The sequence below is a fragment of the Alkalimonas mucilaginosa genome (genome assembly GCF_036327005.1).
Taxonomy (GTDB): Bacteria; Pseudomonadota; Gammaproteobacteria; order Enterobacterales; family Alteromonadaceae; genus Alkalimonas; species Alkalimonas mucilaginosa.
In genome coordinates this window covers 43,681-58,656 of sequence record NZ_JAUGZK010000016.1, presented here as the reverse complement: position 1 = coordinate 58,656, position 14,976 = coordinate 43,681, and the positions used below count along the sequence as shown (strand labels likewise).

Sequence of the window (14,976 nt, the reverse complement as noted above, 5' to 3'; positions counted from 1 at the left end):
TTAACCTCCACAGTTGGTGGTGCCATAAGTACACAAAAGCGAAGGTGGCAGCACATCAGGCTCTACATGCCCTAACCTCAGGCGATTGGTTCGAATATCACGATAGTAAGGCAAGCTGCCTATGGTGTTTCTTAAAGTATTTAAAAAAGGAACATTCAGATTTGCCAATGGCAATGTCAGGGGCTTATCCTGAATTCGCCGGACCACGTGTTGTGGACCAGCTGCATTCCACCCCGCAGTTAACAGGGCCGCATTGCCAGACACCGTCAGCTCCAGCGCATCAAAAGGTGCAATCTGGATGCTTTCCATTTGCGTGCGAACCCGGCTACTGAAGTAATGCCGGTTTTCCAGGTCGATAAAAGCTCTTGCAATGGGCTCTATCGCCAACTTACTGCTGCCACTCGCGCTGGCCACTACGCGATCTTCCATGCTGCTATCGTTTGCCTGCCCATTCAGGGAAGCCAGCAAAGGTGTATTGCTGCCATCACGTTGCGACTGGAACCTTAAAAAAGGATGTATATCGGTTTGCCAATTCCAGTCTGCGGTATTGCTATCCACTAAGCGCCCTTGTTCACCATAAAATCGTGGTGCTACCGTAGCTGCAATTTGCGCATCAGAACGAATAGGGATACCTGCAGCGGATAACTTTGACGGTGTTTGCTGATGCCAGACGGTACGTTCCCAGGCGGTGTACTGCGCAGCCTGATCCGCCCGGTGCTGCATATTGGTGACCTTCGCCATCAATGGCAACAAGATAAGCAAAGGAACAATAACGAAAGTCAGAGTAATCGCCGTTTCGATGGCTGCCTGACCTTGCTGACGACACAAAGCTCCTGTCTGCATTACAGCGCTCCTGTGAGTCCCCGTATCTGGATACGGGCCTGATTGGTGGTTTCATTCAGTTTGGGTTGCCAATACGGATTGTACATATTGCCAAATTCATGCTGGTTACCGCCACGTGGCCATAAATCCCTGGGTCTCGAGTAATGCACATTGGCAGAGGCTATCGTCGTCATCCGGTTTCCGAAGAATTGCTCATTGATTGCCGGATCGATACGATCATTCCCCCATTCAGACTGGCGGCTGGTGCGAATATGTTGTGTCGGCTTGGAAACCACTACGGTAATATTGGCTGTTTCATTGATGCCAATTTGCTGACGGTCGCTAAAGTCATAAAACTTACGAATGCCATTGTAGCCGGGAGTTCCACTCATTGATTTCTGGCTGCTGGCTGCAAGGTGAGAGGCTCTTGGATTGCGACTACGACTGCCACCCCACATGGAGTTACTGTTAATATGACGCAGCTGCGCTCTGTTATCTGACACTGTGCCACCCCAGCCTACAGGCACCTCGGTTCTGCGCCAACGCAAACGACAACCACGCCGCCAGCTGCAGCTCAAGCCTAATCGTTCAACATGGGTGCTGACAGTGTCCATCGAAGTCCAGCTCTCCTCTTGGTTATTATTCAAAAAAAGATCTGAGCCACCTCGCTGATGTGTATTCACTCGGAGAACAGGGAGATCTGCAGGAAGGCTAAACGGAACAGGCCAGCGTTGATTTCTCGCACTGCTGAATTGATCTCTGGAACTCATTATCACATTGACATGTTCGCTGTACTGCTGCTCAGGTTGCGTACGATCAAAAGTATCTTGCATCACCAGCCAATGCTCCTGAAACTTGTTGATAAACATCGCATTCTGCGCAAAGTCTAGTCGAGCATCGACATCGTTATCGGTGATTACCGATGCCGGCAAAGAGAAGGATTGCACCAAGCCTGCCATGTGTAACAGCTGCTGTGACCCTGATAGCGCTTCTAACGCGATACTTTCTGCAGGCAGCAGCACATGCTCCAGCAGCGGCTGAGCAACCTGGTTTACCCCGGACATTACCTGAGACATGCTTGCAATAACTTGTCCTACACCCGGAAGCCAGCCCAGCGCGGCGCTTGCATTTTGTAAAAATACCGTATGCATTTCCAGGTAAGAGGATAGACCCACCGTTTGAGCCACCGAGATCTGGTTAGCCACCATAGCCCTGTTGGTGTAGGCCTTGTAATTTAAATCACGCGCAGCCAGTACCGCCATACTGTAAGCCGCATTGTCGGCCGTATGCTGTAACTTGTTACTGTTAAGATTTAACTGGGAAGCGTTGAAGCTAAACAATACGACCATAAGCACCAGAGTCATAAATACCAACCCTAATGCCAATGCCTGACCTCTTTGGTACTTCATTATTCAGACACCCCATCTACAATCATTTGTAAAGCTAGCGTAACTTAGTCTTGCAGAAACAAGTCAGGTGCTTCAGTACTGAAGCACCTGACAAAATATGCAGTACCGGCAGATTAATTAATCGCCACCACCGCCACCGCCTTGGTTTGCACCTTCATTGTATGTGCCAAGGTTATAGTTTTGATTGGCAACACCGTCAGCACTGTTAGCGGCATTTTGCGCTTGCTGAATTTGAGTTGCAGAGTTTTGACCAGAAACCTCAGCGGATAAACCTGCAACCTGGTTACGGATGGTTTCACCAAAAAAGCTGTATACACCGATTGCAGCAACTGCAATTAATGCCACAATGATGATGTACTCCGTCATCCCCTGACCTTTAACGCGTTTGTTCATTACTTTCATAATTTACTCCAGTTTCACTAAAAGCACACACAGAATGCTAAAGTGTATATCAGTAAAAAAAAATACGCCATACGGAGCAATTGTGATTTTTCTATCAAAAGCTTGCTCCTTACGGTGTAGAATACCGGGCAATTATTAACGTTGCATTACAAAATTGCAAGGCTTACTGGTCAACGTAAACAGTTGCCTGAACAAACACTGCTCTGCTAAAAACTTCTGTCCACAGCTTCAGTCAGCCCCCTACGAAATCGCAACGCACTGACCTTCCCAGAGCCCGTCATGGGCAAAGTGGTGCAGGCGTTGCTGCTGTTTATTTTTCCTGCAAAATGTATTATTAAAGTATCAAGTAGTTGATTTAACTGCTAGCATAGGTCATGGTGAATGGCGCTTATCATCAGGTCATGCCATTTAAAAAAACAAAAGTACAGCCAGAGCAGCATTAAGAGAGTATTACTGGATGGATGTATTATTAATTTCAGACACCGCGTGTAACAACAGATTACTTATTGACTGTTTTACTTTGCTGTCACTTGAAAGTACTTCGATCGCTGCCTCCGAGCTTGGCAATTTAAGTCATGTTACCCATTCGCCTTCGTGGGTTGTCCTGCTGGTTACCGAAGTAGAAAGCGCCAAAAGACTGTGGCCCTGTTTATGCCAACACTTTCCGGATCAAAAAGTGGTGTTAGTGGTAGAGGATGCATTGGCAGAAGCCGAGCTTTTTGCATTGGATAAAGGCTGTGTTGGAGCCCTCAAAGCCAACTATGATACTGCATTGCTGGTTAAAGCATTTCACACTCTGTTTCGCGGTGGGCTTTGGTATTCCCGAAAAGCAATCGATTCGATTTTAACTCAGCATTTACATAACAGACGACTACAAGGTGCCACGGTTTCCCTGGATGCGCTTACTCCAAAAGAATTACAAATCGCAACATTAAGCTGTCAAGGTTTAGCCAACAAAGAAATTGCCAACCAGTTGTACTTATCACCCAACACGGTTAAAACCCATATGCAACGTATCCTTAAAAAAATGGCGGTCAGTAACCGCACCCAGTTAGCGAATTTACTGCAGCTCAGATAACCTGAAGTTATCTTTTCTCACACATAGGTTGCTTTGGTTCTGCTTACGCTGCCATCAGGTTCAACACAGCCAATGTTTGGCATTTTTTGCCCGCGTTTTCTATATCAGGGAACCAGATCAGGGCGACTGTGTGCCATCCACTAAGATGACCTCTTTGGACGAAAGTAATCCTGATTCTGGTAAAATGCCACCTGACAGTTATCCGCACACCAAGCCGGAACGCCAAGCAAAGGCAACGGGGTCAGCTGAAGCTTTTGCAGTAACAGTTCCGGTCGCAGACTGATTTGCTGGCACAACTGTTGATCCAAATAAGTATAGCTTTTAGCAAGCGGCCAGCTAAAAAAATCATCCGGCACCTCAATAAACCAACATTTGGCCGTTAAACCAATAAAAGGCTGCGTTGCCATTTCATAAATCGCATGGCCAAACACCACAGGCCGGATTTGCTGCCACCACTGCGCTCGCTGCTGCCAGAACACCTGCTGCCATTGATGCTGTTGCAGTTGTTGTACCATGGATTGCTGTGCTGATGTATGCGCAATCAGCACGCCGCATTCATCCAGCAAGGTGATTTTATTGCGCAGTGGCGTGCGGGGGCTAAGCCCTGCCCGCTTTATCTCCTCGATATGCAGCTGATTTAGCAGCGCTTTGGTGCGGGGAAACAAGCACCAGATAAAAGCGCCGAATAGATCGTGCCAGTTTTCAGCCCGGGTTGGGATCTGCTGTGTTGCATAAATATAGTCTTCGTAATAACGGCCGTCTTGCTCCAACAGTTCATTGGCAACAAAGCAAAAGTCAGTGTTGCTTCGCCGTGAGTTCAACCAATCAGGCGTGGGCCAGTCGCTGCAACTGGCAGGTTGAAACATCTGTTGTAGCTCGTGGAATATAGGGTTGTTTTGAAACAGCTCCGCTTGCCAGTTGGCTGGCGGGCTAAAGCGGGGTTTTAGTCGGGTCGGTTGCATAAGCTCACTTTGTTGTTCTTACCATTGAAAACTTTCCAGTGTCAAAAGCTGTAAAAAGCACTTGCTTTTTCTACTGAGCATGGCACATTCAGGGGGTACGGATAGCCGTACATACTGCCAAACGAAATTCAATTAATTCTACAGAGGTGAACATGTGTTCGATATTTGGGGTGCTTGACATCAAAACTGATGTGAAAGCATTGCGCCAGCAGGCGCTGCAGTTATCTAAGTTATTACGTCATCGTGGTCCGGACTGGTCTGGGATCTGGAATGACAATAATGCCATCCTCGCGCACGAGCGTCTGGCTATCGTAGATACTGAAAATGGTGCCCAACCTCTGATTAATGATCAGCGAAATCACATTCTGGCAGTGAATGGTGAGATCTACAATCATAAACAGCTGGAAAAAGAGCTGGTATCACCGTATCCGTTCAAAACCAAGTCGGATTGCGAGGTCATTCTGCCATTGTATTTAGAGCATGGCGTCAATTTTGTGGATAAGCTGCACGGCATGTTCGCCTTTGTGTTGTACGATGCCGAGCAAGAGCGCTACCTGATCGCCCGCGATCACATTGGCATTATCCCGCTGTATTACGGCTACGATGAACATGGCCAGTTGTTTGTATCTTCCGAGCTAAAAGCTTTGGTGCCGGTGTGTAAGCAAATTAAAGAGTTCCCGCCAGGGCATATTTTTGACAGCAAGGTCGGTAAGCTTGAATCCTACTACCAGCGTGACTGGCAAAGCTTCGATGCAGTAAAAGATAATCCGGCCAATGAAGCTGAGCTGCGTAAAGCGCTGGAGCAAAGCGTGAAAAGCCACCTGATGTCGGACGTACCTTATGGTGTGTTGTTATCTGGCGGCCTGGACTCTTCGTTAATTTCCGCCATTGCCCAGCAATTTGCCAAGCGCCGGGTGGAAGACGATGATCAGACCGAAGCCTGGTGGCCACGTTTGCATTCTTTTGCTGTTGGTTTGCCTGGCTCACCGGATCTGGTGGCCGCGCAAAAAGTGGCTGATGCCATTGGTACCGTGCATCACAATGTGCATTTTACCGTGCAGGAAGGCATGGATGCGATCCGTGATGTGATCTATTTTCTGGAAACCTACGATGTTACCACCATTCGGGCCTCTACCCCAATGTATCTGATGGCCCGCAAAATCAAAGCCATGGGTATTAAGATGGTACTGTCAGGTGAAGGCTCGGATGAAATCTTTGGCGGTTACCTGTATTTTCATAAAGCGCCGAATGCCAAAGAATTCCATGAAGAAACCTTGCGCAAAATCAGCCGGCTGCATATGTTTGACTGCAACCGCGCCAACAAGGCGATGTCAGCCTGGGGTATTGAGGCTCGGGTACCATTTTTAGACAAAACCTTTATGGATGTGGCGATGCGGCTAAACCCGGAAGCCAAGATGTGCGGCAACGGCAAAATGGAAAAACACATTTTGCGTCAGGCCTTTGATGGCTTGCTGCCAGATGAAATCTTATGGCGGCAAAAAGAGCAGTTCTCCGATGGGGTTGGCTACAGCTGGATTGACAGCTTAAAAGCCCATGCCGAGCGCGAAATCAGTGATCAGCAAATGGCCACCGCCAGCTTCCGTTTCCCGGTCAATACGCCGGATACCAAAGAAGGCTATTACTACCGGGTGATCTTTGAAGAGCATTTCCCACATGCCGGTGCTATTGCCTGTGTGCCAGGCGGCAAGTCCGTTGCCTGCTCCACGCCTGAAGCATTGGCCTGGGATGCCAAAATGGCAGAAATGACCGATCCATCCGGTCGTGCGGTGCGTGATGTGCATACCGAGGCTTACTAGCCATTGATTGACACAGGCTGTGGCTACTGGCACAGCCTGTTTTTCACATCAAACCTCTGAAAATAAAATATTTTTAATTTTCTGCTTAGCAACGGTGGCAGTTTCGCATGTCAGCTTGCTTTACATAAGTCCCTACTAAAATTCCCCGTGCTGTCAATATCTCTATCAAAAGCAATTGGTTGCCAATTTGGCTCGTTTGATGCTTATTAGCAACTGCTGTAATTACCTGCATATTCAGCATTAATGCGGGTTTCTGCTTTGTTAAAAGGAGAAACTTAGCGATGAAACCTAAACACAACTTTCAAATAAGTATGGGCTGCATCAAGCCCTTAGCCATCGTCATCAGCTGTGTATTCAGCAGCCTGGTGCTGGCGACAACCCCAACTTTATCAGGCCCATCCCATGCTGTTGCTGGTGATATCGTCCAGCTAAAAGGCCACCACCTCCCACTCAACAGCTCGCTGAGGATTGAAGTGCAATCCGGCAATAGCTCACACAGCGAGTTGATTGAGGTCAGCGCGGATGGCAGCAGCAACTTCCAGTTGTACACCAGCGTGGAAGGGACTTACCGGGTGCTGCTGTTTGATGAGCAGCAACAACTTATCACTTCCACTCTGGTGCTGGTGCGGCCGACAGGAGACTAACCATGCTTCGTTACTTCGTGTTCCTGTCACTTTCGGCAGGGCTGATGCCTTGTTGTGCTCTGAGTTCAGAAGTCCCTGCTTTAGAGCATCCGGTTGCCTTCATCTCACTGCGGCACGAGCATGTGCAGATCTTTACCACCCAGGGTATAGGTAAAGAGCAAGCATTAACCAAAGGGCAATACAATGACATGCAACCCGTGTGGTCGCCTGATGGCAGCCACATCGCCTTTAGTTCGGTACGGGATGGTGTGTCGGCTATTTATCTGCTGGATCTGGCACAGCAAGCCACTTCGCGCTTGCATGCGACCTTGGATTGGCAGAGCTCCCCTTCCTGGTCCCCCGATGGCCGTACCATCGCCTTTATTACCAGTACGCCAGATCAGCCTGGTGCAGCTATCCATGCCGTAGACATTGCTAGTGGTCGTCTCACCGTGCTGGCACAAGATGGGTACGACAAAGGGCCAGGAGCACCCGTATGGTCAAACGATGGCAAATACCTGGCCTTTGTTGGGGGCCACCAGGATAGCCGTTCCAGCGAGATCTGGCTGGTTGCCAGCGACGGTTCAGGCTTAACCTCAATCAGTACCACAGTATCGTCACGCAAGAAAGCACAGCCAGCACTGTCACCCGATGGGCGTTATCTGGCTTTTATTGCTGATATGCGAGGCTACTCTGCACTGATGAAAGCCGATCTGGTAACTGGGGACGTCATCAACCTGACATTCGAGTATCCGGCGGCCTATGAAACACCGCGCTGGTCTTCCGATGGGTCGATGTTGGCCTTTGCCAGTTCACGCGATGATCCAGACAAAACACGCATGGACATTTTCGTGATGAACGTCGATGGCACGGCAGTTCGCAACCTGACCCAGCACCCTGGGGAAGACTTTAATCCGCAATGGATGCCAGACAATCAGACCATTGTTTTTATGAGTCTGAGAACCGGCACAGCCCAGCTCTGGGCGGTTCATCTACCCAGCCAGCAAAGCGTGCGGCTAACTAACAACCAATTCCACGATATGGATCAGGTACCACAGCCTGCATCGGTGCTGTTCCTGCACACTGCGGCATCTGACTTACACGGAGTGATGCGTCATGAAACCGACTAACCACACAACAGGGACTGTACCTTTGGCCCGGCATCTGGCGCTTGCCATGGTGCTGGCTTGCTCCAGTGCCGCTGTCGCCAGCAGTAAAACTTATACTCTGGATGCCGACTTTGCCTTAGGCATTTTAGATGGTGTTAATTACAATGCCCCAAACAGCAATCAGTTGCAGCTGAATGAGGTCGGTACCACCTTCCCGATTGCCTGGATTGCCAATGCGGGGGAAGATACGGTGTCCAAGTTTGATACCAACAGCAACCGGGAAATCGCCCGTTACCGTACCTGGTTTGGTCCTGCCGGCCAAGCCGGTCACTTTAACCATTTAGGCAATGCTTACGCCGGCGCAGCACCTTCGCGCACGGCGGTCGATATTCAGGGCAATGCCTATGTGTTAAACCGGCATTTTAGCCAGGGCACGCAAAGCGCTGCTGTGCTGATTAAAATTCTGGCGGAAGGCTTTATCGATCGCAATGGCAATGGCGTCATGGATACCTCCTTCGATGCCAATGACGATGGCATCATCGATGCCAGTGAGATGATGCCGCTGGCAGATCTAAACGGCAATGGCATTATTGATGACAATGAGATCCTCGATGAACGCATTGCCTGGGTAAAACGCGTCCCAGATGGCATTGGTGCGCCACTGCGGCCAACCGGTGTGCTTGGCCGGGCGCTCTGTATTGGCACCGATGGCAACCTCTGGGTCGGTTTATTTAGTGACCGTACCTACTACAAAGTAAGTGCGGTGGATGGATCCACCCTGGCTGGCCCCATCTCTACAGTCCCAACGACGGGCCAGCCAAGTGCCGGCTCCTGGACCCCTTATGGCTGCCTGATTGACAGCAATGGTACTCTCTGGAGCGCTTCACTCAGTGGTATTCTGGGGAAAATTACCAATACTCAGAGCAATACCGGCCCCTATCAGGTGGCCTCATTCGCTGGAAACTCGAACTATGGCATAGCTCTGGCCAACAATAAAGTGTATCTGGGTAGCAGCAATCAGGTATTTGATCCTGCCACCAATACCTTTCAGGCGATCCCGAACATGGCCGTAGGTTCAGCGGGTATTGTTGCCGATGGCAGTGGCAATATCATTGCTGGTTCAACCACCATCCGCAAAGTAGCGCCCGACGGAACCTTGCTTTGGCAAGCACCGTTGCAGGCGGGTGGCAGTTCATCCGTTGGGATCCAGGTGGATGCTAACAACGATGTGTTGCAAATTGGCTTTACCAGTGCCGGGCGTATCCAAAAATACCGGGGCTCTGATGGGGCACCACTTGGCGTCTTTCCCGTTGGCAACATGCCCTATACCTACAGCGACGCGACCGGCCTGGTGGCGAGAAATGTGACCAGCCCAACCGGGACCTGGACTGTGATTTATGACAGCAACACTGCGGGCATGGAATGGGATGCTATCAGTTGGACAGAGTCGGTGCCGGCAGGCACTTCCATTACGGTGTCTGTCAGGGCTTCCGACTCAGCCGCAAACCTGTCAGCACTGCCTTACGTTCCAACAGCCAATGCCGCACCGCTTGGGATCTCAGGCCGCTATGTACAGATACAGACTCGGTTGAATGGAAATGACTCCGGCAACTCACCAATCCTGTTCGATCTGACCATTGCCGGCGCCGTGATGGGTTGTGACATTAATGGCGATGGCGTTACCGATTCACTGGATGTTGCCCTGGTTCGCGCTGCAGTTGGTCAGGCAGCTTTGCCAGGAGATGTGCGAGATCAGAACAACGATGGGCTTATTACCGTGAATGATGTGCGCTTATGCACTCTGAAATGTGATCTGCCTCGCTGTGCCACACCATAGCCTGAGCTGAAAATTGAGGATACTGTGATGAAAAAAATATTATCGATGATGTCCCTGCTGCTGGTACTGGCGTTATCGCCGGTACAGGCAGGTCTGTTGTACCTGTCCCCATCCAGCCAACATGTTAATGTTGGTGAGCTGGTGTCGATTGATGTGCTGGTTGATGGCCTGAGCGATAGCAATGAAATTGTGTCAGGCTGGGATATTCAGTTACTTTTTAGTGGCTTGATCCTACAAGCAAATAATCTTGAGTTTGCTCTGCCTTACTATACCTTTGATCCAGACTGGGATGCGCTATACGACAGTGAATTGCAGGCCAATTCGGTCAACAGCTTTATGACCTCATTCTTACTGGATGATGAGCTGTTTGACTTACAAACCGAGCCATTGCTCTTGTTTACACTCACCTTTGAAGCCTTGACCGATGGCTTTAGCTGGGTGACCTTTGGTGCAGATCCAAACTTTGAACGCAATGTGGTAGGTCGTGATGGCCTTAGTTTGGATCTCAGTGTGCAAGGTGCTTGCATTAGTGTTGGCCAAGGAAATTGCAGTGTCAGAGTACCCGAGCCCGCCAGCCTGGCTCTGTTCACACCGCTGTTCCTGCTGCTGTTCAGAAGAAAGCTATTCTGAGCCCTCCGGCTGAGCCATGCTTTCAACGCTGGCTCAGCCTGAAGTTTATACCTTAAACTGTGCCACCGAACGCCCTAACTGGTTTGCAAGCCCCAACAAGTCACGGGTGCTCCCCGCTACCTGACTGATCGCTGTGCTGTTTTCTTCCGCAGAGGCACTTAACCGGCTAATGCCTTCCGCTAAGGTCGCCGATACTGTGGTTTGCTCCTCTGCAGCACTGGCTGTTTGCCCCATCAGCTCTTTTAAAGTCGCTAAACGTTGATCGATCTCTGCGGCAGAGCCTTCCATCAGGGTTGCATCCTGTGCTGTTTTTGCCGATTCATGCGCACAAACCTCGCTGTGCCTGGCCAAGCCAACCGACTGCTTCTGAATACCATGCAACACAGCCGATATTTCCTGAACTGCCTCTTGCACCTTACTGGCTAGTTGGCGGACTTCATCCGAAACCACCGCAAAGCCCCTGCCATGCTCTCCTGCCCTGGCGGCTTCAATGGCAGCATTTAAGGCCAGCAAGTTGGTTTGCTCTGCAATGGTGTTGATCACATCCAATACCTGGCCGACTTTTTGGCTATCCTGCTCCAATGCCCGCACTTCCTGATGAATTTCAGCAAAACTGTCCAGTGTTTTTTTCAAACTCAGTTGGCTGCTGGTTAAATTCTGTTGTAAATGCTCAGAAGAGCCTTTGCACGATTGCAGTTCAAACAAAGCCTTGCTGGTATTCTGGCCAATTTCTGCTGCCGCATAGCTCATCTGTTCTATCGCCGTGGCCAACATATCGGTTTCTTTTGCCTGCAATTGAATACTGCCATCTGCTTGCGTAATGGCGGCAGAGTTTTGCTCGGCTGTCATTTCCAGTTGCTGACCAACGCCAACCAATTGCTGTACCAACTGGCGCAAACTCTGCTGCATCCGTGCCAGCCAACTCATCAGATGCTTATCGCTGTCGCGTCGTTCCAGCGGCGTAGTGAGATCCCCGGCAGCAATCACACTGGTTAACTGACACATGGCCTCAGGTTCTCCGCCAAGCGGTTCCAGTACAAATCGGCACACCAACTGAGCTGCAGCAAAAGCAAGCCCGATGGCAGCCAGACAAATCACGACCCCTATCCACAGCATACGCCGGGCTGGCGCTAATACTTCCGCCCGGTCAATTTCCGCCAATAAGGCCCAACGTACACCGAACACATCGAGTGGTGCATAGGCCGAAACCACCCAGTTACCATTGTAATCAATGACCGGCTGTACCCCCTGTAGCCCCGCCAAGGCCTGGCGAACCACAGCAGTATCAGCACCATTGTTAGCGATGGTGCCGGCAAACGAAGCTTGCACACTGCGCTTAACCGGATCGAGAAATGAATCCGACCGCATGCGTAAATCACTGCCAACCAGATAGGTTTCGCCACTTTGGCCCATGCCTTCACGGACTTGCATCACCTGATTGATTTTTTCTATTGATAATTGCACCGCTACTGTGACCATACCGTCTGCCAGCTGCAATTGCCGGCCCAGAAAAGCTGCGGCTTCATTGCCAGAAGGTGCATATGGTGAGAAGTCTTCCAGTACAATCTGCCCAGCTTGCTGCTGACTACGTTGCATTAAACGGGCTAAACCAGAGTTGCTGTATGGGCCATGACGCAAATTGCTACGATAATCCGATTCCCGCTCTACGGTGTAAGCGACAGTACCGTCACTTTGAATAATAAAAATATCGTAAAAACCCAGCTGTTGATTCAGTTGCTGAAACAAGTCATGTTGCCGTTCGACCTCAGAGATACTTTGCATGGCTTGCACTGCAGCAGTAACCACTTCAAGAGCATTGGCAAACTCACTCAACATAGAGCCGATTTGCTGTTGTTTAATTTCCCGCACCGCAGTCAGGCTATCTTCTGCTTGTTGGTACAGTGCACTCTGCGCCATATAGGTTACCACTGCCGTAGCAATGATCATCGGAAAGAGTACAATGAAAATGCTGATCCATTTTACTTTAGCCGCAAATGACATCATTCCTCCCTGAGCCCACAATTGGCAACTCATTAAGCGTATTGAATGAGCGTATCTGAGTTTGTATCTATTGCATGAAGGATATCGTGATATTTTTATGATATTGTTGTGCGGGCAGGAGTAAATTGTCAGCAACGATGAAGTGAATCAATGCAAGGTTCAGGAGCGCCATGCAGCGCCCCTGACAACGATTATTCAGCAGTAAAGCGTTTCATCCAGTCGAACACTTCGTTGTACCAGCGTACCCGGTTCTCTGGTTTTTGGATCCAGTGATTCTCGTCGGGGAAAATCACCAGCCGCGACTCGATACCTTTACGCTGCAGATTGGTAAAGGCACCCAGGCCCTGGGCGTATGGCACCCGGTAGTCTTTTAAGCCGTGGATCACCAACATCGGCGTTTGCCAGTTGTCGGCATAAGCCGCCGGGTTAAATTTGGCGTAATCCGAATCCTCATCCCAGGCGGTGCCGCCCAGATCAAATTCCGGGAAAAACAACTCTTCGGTGCTGCCGTAAAAGCTTGGCATATCGTACAAACCAGCGTGGTTGACCAGGCAGCGGAAAGCATCCGGCCATTTGCCGGCAAACCAGTTCATCATGTAACCGCCATAGGAAGCCCCCAAGGCACAGGCTCGGTTGCCATCAATCCATGGGTAAGCTTTTTGAATGTACTCAAAGCCTTTTTGCAAATCAACCAGCGGCTTTCCGCCCCAGTCGCGGCTGATGGAGTCGGTAAAGGCCTGGCCATAGCCGGTAGAACCATGAAAATCGACCATCACCACCGCATAGCCCTGCGCTGCCCACAGCTGGGCATTCCAGCGGTAATGGAACATATTGCCAAAGCTGCCTTGCGGGCCTCCATGCACCAGATAGGCCAGTGGGTAGCGTCGGTTGGCGTTGAAGTTGACCGGTTTCACCAGATAGCCATAGACGGTATTGCCATCCCAGCCGGAGAAACTAAACTGCTCAAACTCACCAAAGGCAATGCCTTCCAGCAAGGGACCATTGACATTGGTCAGCTGCTGCAGCCGGTTGCCATCGGTCTGGATCTGGTAAATCTCTGTTGGCTGGTTTAGCCGGTGATTGCTAAATACAATGCGCTCGCCAGCCACATTCAGGTGGCCAGCGGTGCCATCGCCATAAACTTTGCGTACATCACCAAAACTGGTGTTGATGGCATAAATGCTGACCTGTCCTACATCTTGTGTTGTCACATAAATGGTGCGGTTGTCCGGACCAAACTGGTAGGAATAAATGGAACGGTCCCAGTCCTCCGTCAGTACCGTGCGCTGATTAGTCACCTGATCGAGCAGCACCAGCCGACGCCGGTCGGATTCGGCTTGCGGTGTTTGCATCGCCAGATACGCCATAAAACGTCCATCCGGTGAGAAGGATGGGTGCGAGTCCCAGGCCGGGTTGTCGGCGGTGAGGTTTTTCTTCTCGCCCCCTTCAATACTGACTTCAAAAATATCAAAATTGGTGTGCCAGCTTTCGTCCACGCCAGGCATTTTGGCGCTGAACACCAAATGCTGTTGATCCGGCGTAAAGGCTACTTCGTTGATGCCGGCAATATCGCTGTTCCAGTCTGGCATCAGGTTTAGTGAATCGGTGACCGGCTTATCAGCAAGATTTGCCACAAACAAATGGCTGCGGTAGCCATCAAGCCAACGATCCCAATGGCGTACCATTAACTGATCGTACACCATGGCGGTATCTTTGCGGGCGGCATCGTCCGCTTTCGCTTTCACTGTGCAGGCAATATCACCACAGCCCGGTTTGTGTTGTAGCGCCAGCGCCAGCTTCTGGCCGTTGTTTGATACCTGAAAGCCCTGCACCGGCAGCGGCAAGTCGGTGAGCTGCATGGCTTCACCACCGCTGAGATTTAAGCGCCATACCTGATTGGAGCCAGTACGGTCGGCCAAAAAGTAAATGGCACTGCCATCGGCAGCCCAGCGTACCTGATGTTCGCGGCTGCTGTTTTGCGTTAAGCGGCGGATAGTATTGTTGTTGCTTAAATCCATTAAGTACAGATCGTGGCTGCTATCAGCAGGCTTCACGCCGCCATTTTTTTGTGCAAACACCAACTGATTACCGCCCGGTGCCAATACAATATCGCTAAGCTGATTAAGTTGGGCTAAATGCTCGACCTGTAGCGGCGTTTTGGCGCTGGCGTGAACCCCTAGCCCAGCTACCAGCAGTGCTGAGACTGTCAAGAAACTAATTTTCATAGCATGCTTCCCCTGGTTAAAAAAAACCTGCAAGCAGAGCTTACAGGTTTGGATGCTTCGC

General features: G+C 50.3%; 12 protein-coding genes. 6 read left to right on the top strand and 6 right to left on the bottom strand.

Features of this window, described 5'->3' with window-relative positions; genetic code table 11:
• The 3 genes from QWF21_RS16100 to QWF21_RS16090 all read right to left on the bottom strand — a co-directional run bounded on the left by QWF21_RS16100 (window position 1) and on the right by QWF21_RS16090 (window position 2,624).
• Entirely contained in the window at window positions 1–843 is an 843-nt protein-coding gene (locus QWF21_RS16100; protein WP_330089072.1) for a hypothetical protein, read from the bottom strand.
• A complete protein-coding gene (locus QWF21_RS16095) occupies window positions 843–2,231 on the bottom strand; it encodes a Tad domain-containing protein (protein WP_330089071.1) in 1,389 nt (462 codons plus the stop codon). Before QWF21_RS16095 ends, QWF21_RS16100 begins: the two co-directional genes overlap by 1 nt.
• A 117-nt stretch (window positions 2,232–2,348) precedes the next feature.
• A complete protein-coding gene (locus QWF21_RS16090) occupies window positions 2,349–2,624 on the bottom strand; it encodes a Flp family type IVb pilin (protein WP_407935308.1) in 276 nt (91 codons plus the stop codon).
• Between the two features lie 466 nt (window positions 2,625–3,090).
• Between QWF21_RS16090 and QWF21_RS16085 the strand changes: the two genes are divergently transcribed.
• A complete protein-coding gene (locus tag QWF21_RS16085) occupies window positions 3,091–3,711 on the top strand; it encodes a helix-turn-helix transcriptional regulator (protein WP_330089069.1) in 621 nt (206 codons plus the stop codon).
• Window positions 3,712–3,851: 140 nt separating this feature from the next.
• Here QWF21_RS16085 and QWF21_RS16080 read toward each other — a convergent pair whose 3' ends face one another.
• Window positions 3,852–4,673: a DUF3025 domain-containing protein gene (locus QWF21_RS16080; RefSeq protein ID WP_330089068.1), complete on the bottom strand. Its 822-nt coding sequence runs from the start codon at window positions 4,671–4,673 to the stop codon at window positions 3,852–3,854.
• 152 nt (window positions 4,674–4,825) lie between these two features.
• Between QWF21_RS16080 and asnB the strand changes: the two genes are divergently transcribed.
• The 5 genes from asnB (at window position 4,826) to QWF21_RS16055 (ending at window position 10,689) form a co-directional block, all read left to right on the top strand.
• A complete protein-coding gene (gene asnB, locus QWF21_RS16075; RefSeq protein ID WP_330089067.1) occupies window positions 4,826–6,490 on the top strand; it encodes an asparagine synthase B in 1,665 nt (554 codons plus the stop codon).
• A 281-nt stretch (window positions 6,491–6,771) separates the two neighbouring features.
• On the top strand, window positions 6,772–7,134 hold the full coding sequence (locus QWF21_RS16070; RefSeq protein WP_330089066.1) for a hypothetical protein: 363 nt from the start codon (window positions 6,772–6,774) through the stop codon (window positions 7,132–7,134).
• A 2-nt stretch (window positions 7,135–7,136) separates the two neighbouring features.
• The gene (locus QWF21_RS16065) at window positions 7,137–8,243 is read left to right on the top strand and encodes a hypothetical protein (protein ID WP_330089065.1); all 1,107 of its coding nucleotides are present in this window, start codon (window positions 7,137–7,139) and stop codon (window positions 8,241–8,243) included.
• Window positions 8,230–10,059 carry a hypothetical protein gene (locus QWF21_RS16060; protein ID WP_330089064.1) on the top strand — a complete coding sequence of 610 codons (1,830 nt, stop codon included), beginning with the start codon at window positions 8,230–8,232 and terminating at the stop codon, window positions 10,057–10,059. The genes QWF21_RS16065 and QWF21_RS16060 overlap by 14 nt, the downstream gene beginning before the upstream one ends.
• Before the next feature lie 27 nt (window positions 10,060–10,086).
• Entirely contained in the window at window positions 10,087–10,689 is a 603-nt protein-coding gene (locus tag QWF21_RS16055; RefSeq protein ID WP_330089063.1) for a hypothetical protein, read from the top strand.
• A gap of 45 nt (window positions 10,690–10,734) precedes the next feature.
• Here the strand turns inward: QWF21_RS16055 and QWF21_RS16050 are convergent, their stop codons facing one another.
• Both QWF21_RS16050 and QWF21_RS16045 read right to left on the bottom strand, forming a co-directional pair.
• The gene (locus QWF21_RS16050; protein WP_330089062.1) at window positions 10,735–12,690 is read right to left on the bottom strand and encodes a methyl-accepting chemotaxis protein; all 1,956 of its coding nucleotides are present in this window, start codon (window positions 12,688–12,690) and stop codon (window positions 10,735–10,737) included.
• Between the two features lie 191 nt (window positions 12,691–12,881).
• Window positions 12,882–14,915 carry a S9 family peptidase gene (locus QWF21_RS16045; RefSeq protein ID WP_330089061.1) on the bottom strand — a complete coding sequence of 678 codons (2,034 nt, stop codon included), beginning with the start codon at window positions 14,913–14,915 and terminating at the stop codon, window positions 12,882–12,884.
• Window positions 14,916–14,976 lie beyond the last annotated feature (61 nt).

Excerpts from the sequence above, each read along its gene's own strand:
- QWF21_RS16100 (WP_330089072.1), bottom strand. The coding sequence starts at position 843 with ATGCAGACAGGAGCTTTGTGTCGTCAGCAAGGTCAGGCAGCCATCGAA.
- QWF21_RS16095 (WP_330089071.1), bottom strand. The coding sequence starts at position 2,231 with ATGAAGTACCAAAGAGGTCAGGCATTGGCATTAGGGTTGGTATTTATG.
- QWF21_RS16090 (WP_407935308.1), bottom strand. The coding sequence starts at position 2,624 with ATGAACAAACGCGTTAAAGGTCAGGGGATGACGGAGTACATCATCATT.
- QWF21_RS16085 (WP_330089069.1), top strand. The coding sequence starts at position 3,091 with ATGGATGTATTATTAATTTCAGACACCGCGTGTAACAACAGATTACTT.
- QWF21_RS16080 (WP_330089068.1), bottom strand. The coding sequence starts at position 4,673 with ATGCAACCGACCCGACTAAAACCCCGCTTTAGCCCGCCAGCCAACTGG.
- asnB (WP_330089067.1), top strand. The coding sequence starts at position 4,826 with ATGTGTTCGATATTTGGGGTGCTTGACATCAAAACTGATGTGAAAGCA.
- QWF21_RS16070 (WP_330089066.1), top strand. The coding sequence starts at position 6,772 with ATGAAACCTAAACACAACTTTCAAATAAGTATGGGCTGCATCAAGCCC.
- QWF21_RS16065 (WP_330089065.1), top strand. The coding sequence starts at position 7,137 with ATGCTTCGTTACTTCGTGTTCCTGTCACTTTCGGCAGGGCTGATGCCT.
- QWF21_RS16060 (WP_330089064.1), top strand. The coding sequence starts at position 8,230 with ATGAAACCGACTAACCACACAACAGGGACTGTACCTTTGGCCCGGCAT.
- QWF21_RS16055 (WP_330089063.1), top strand. The coding sequence starts at position 10,087 with ATGAAAAAAATATTATCGATGATGTCCCTGCTGCTGGTACTGGCGTTA.
- QWF21_RS16050 (WP_330089062.1), bottom strand. The coding sequence starts at position 12,690 with ATGTCATTTGCGGCTAAAGTAAAATGGATCAGCATTTTCATTGTACTC.
- QWF21_RS16045 (WP_330089061.1), bottom strand. The coding sequence starts at position 14,915 with ATGAAAATTAGTTTCTTGACAGTCTCAGCACTGCTGGTAGCTGGGCTA.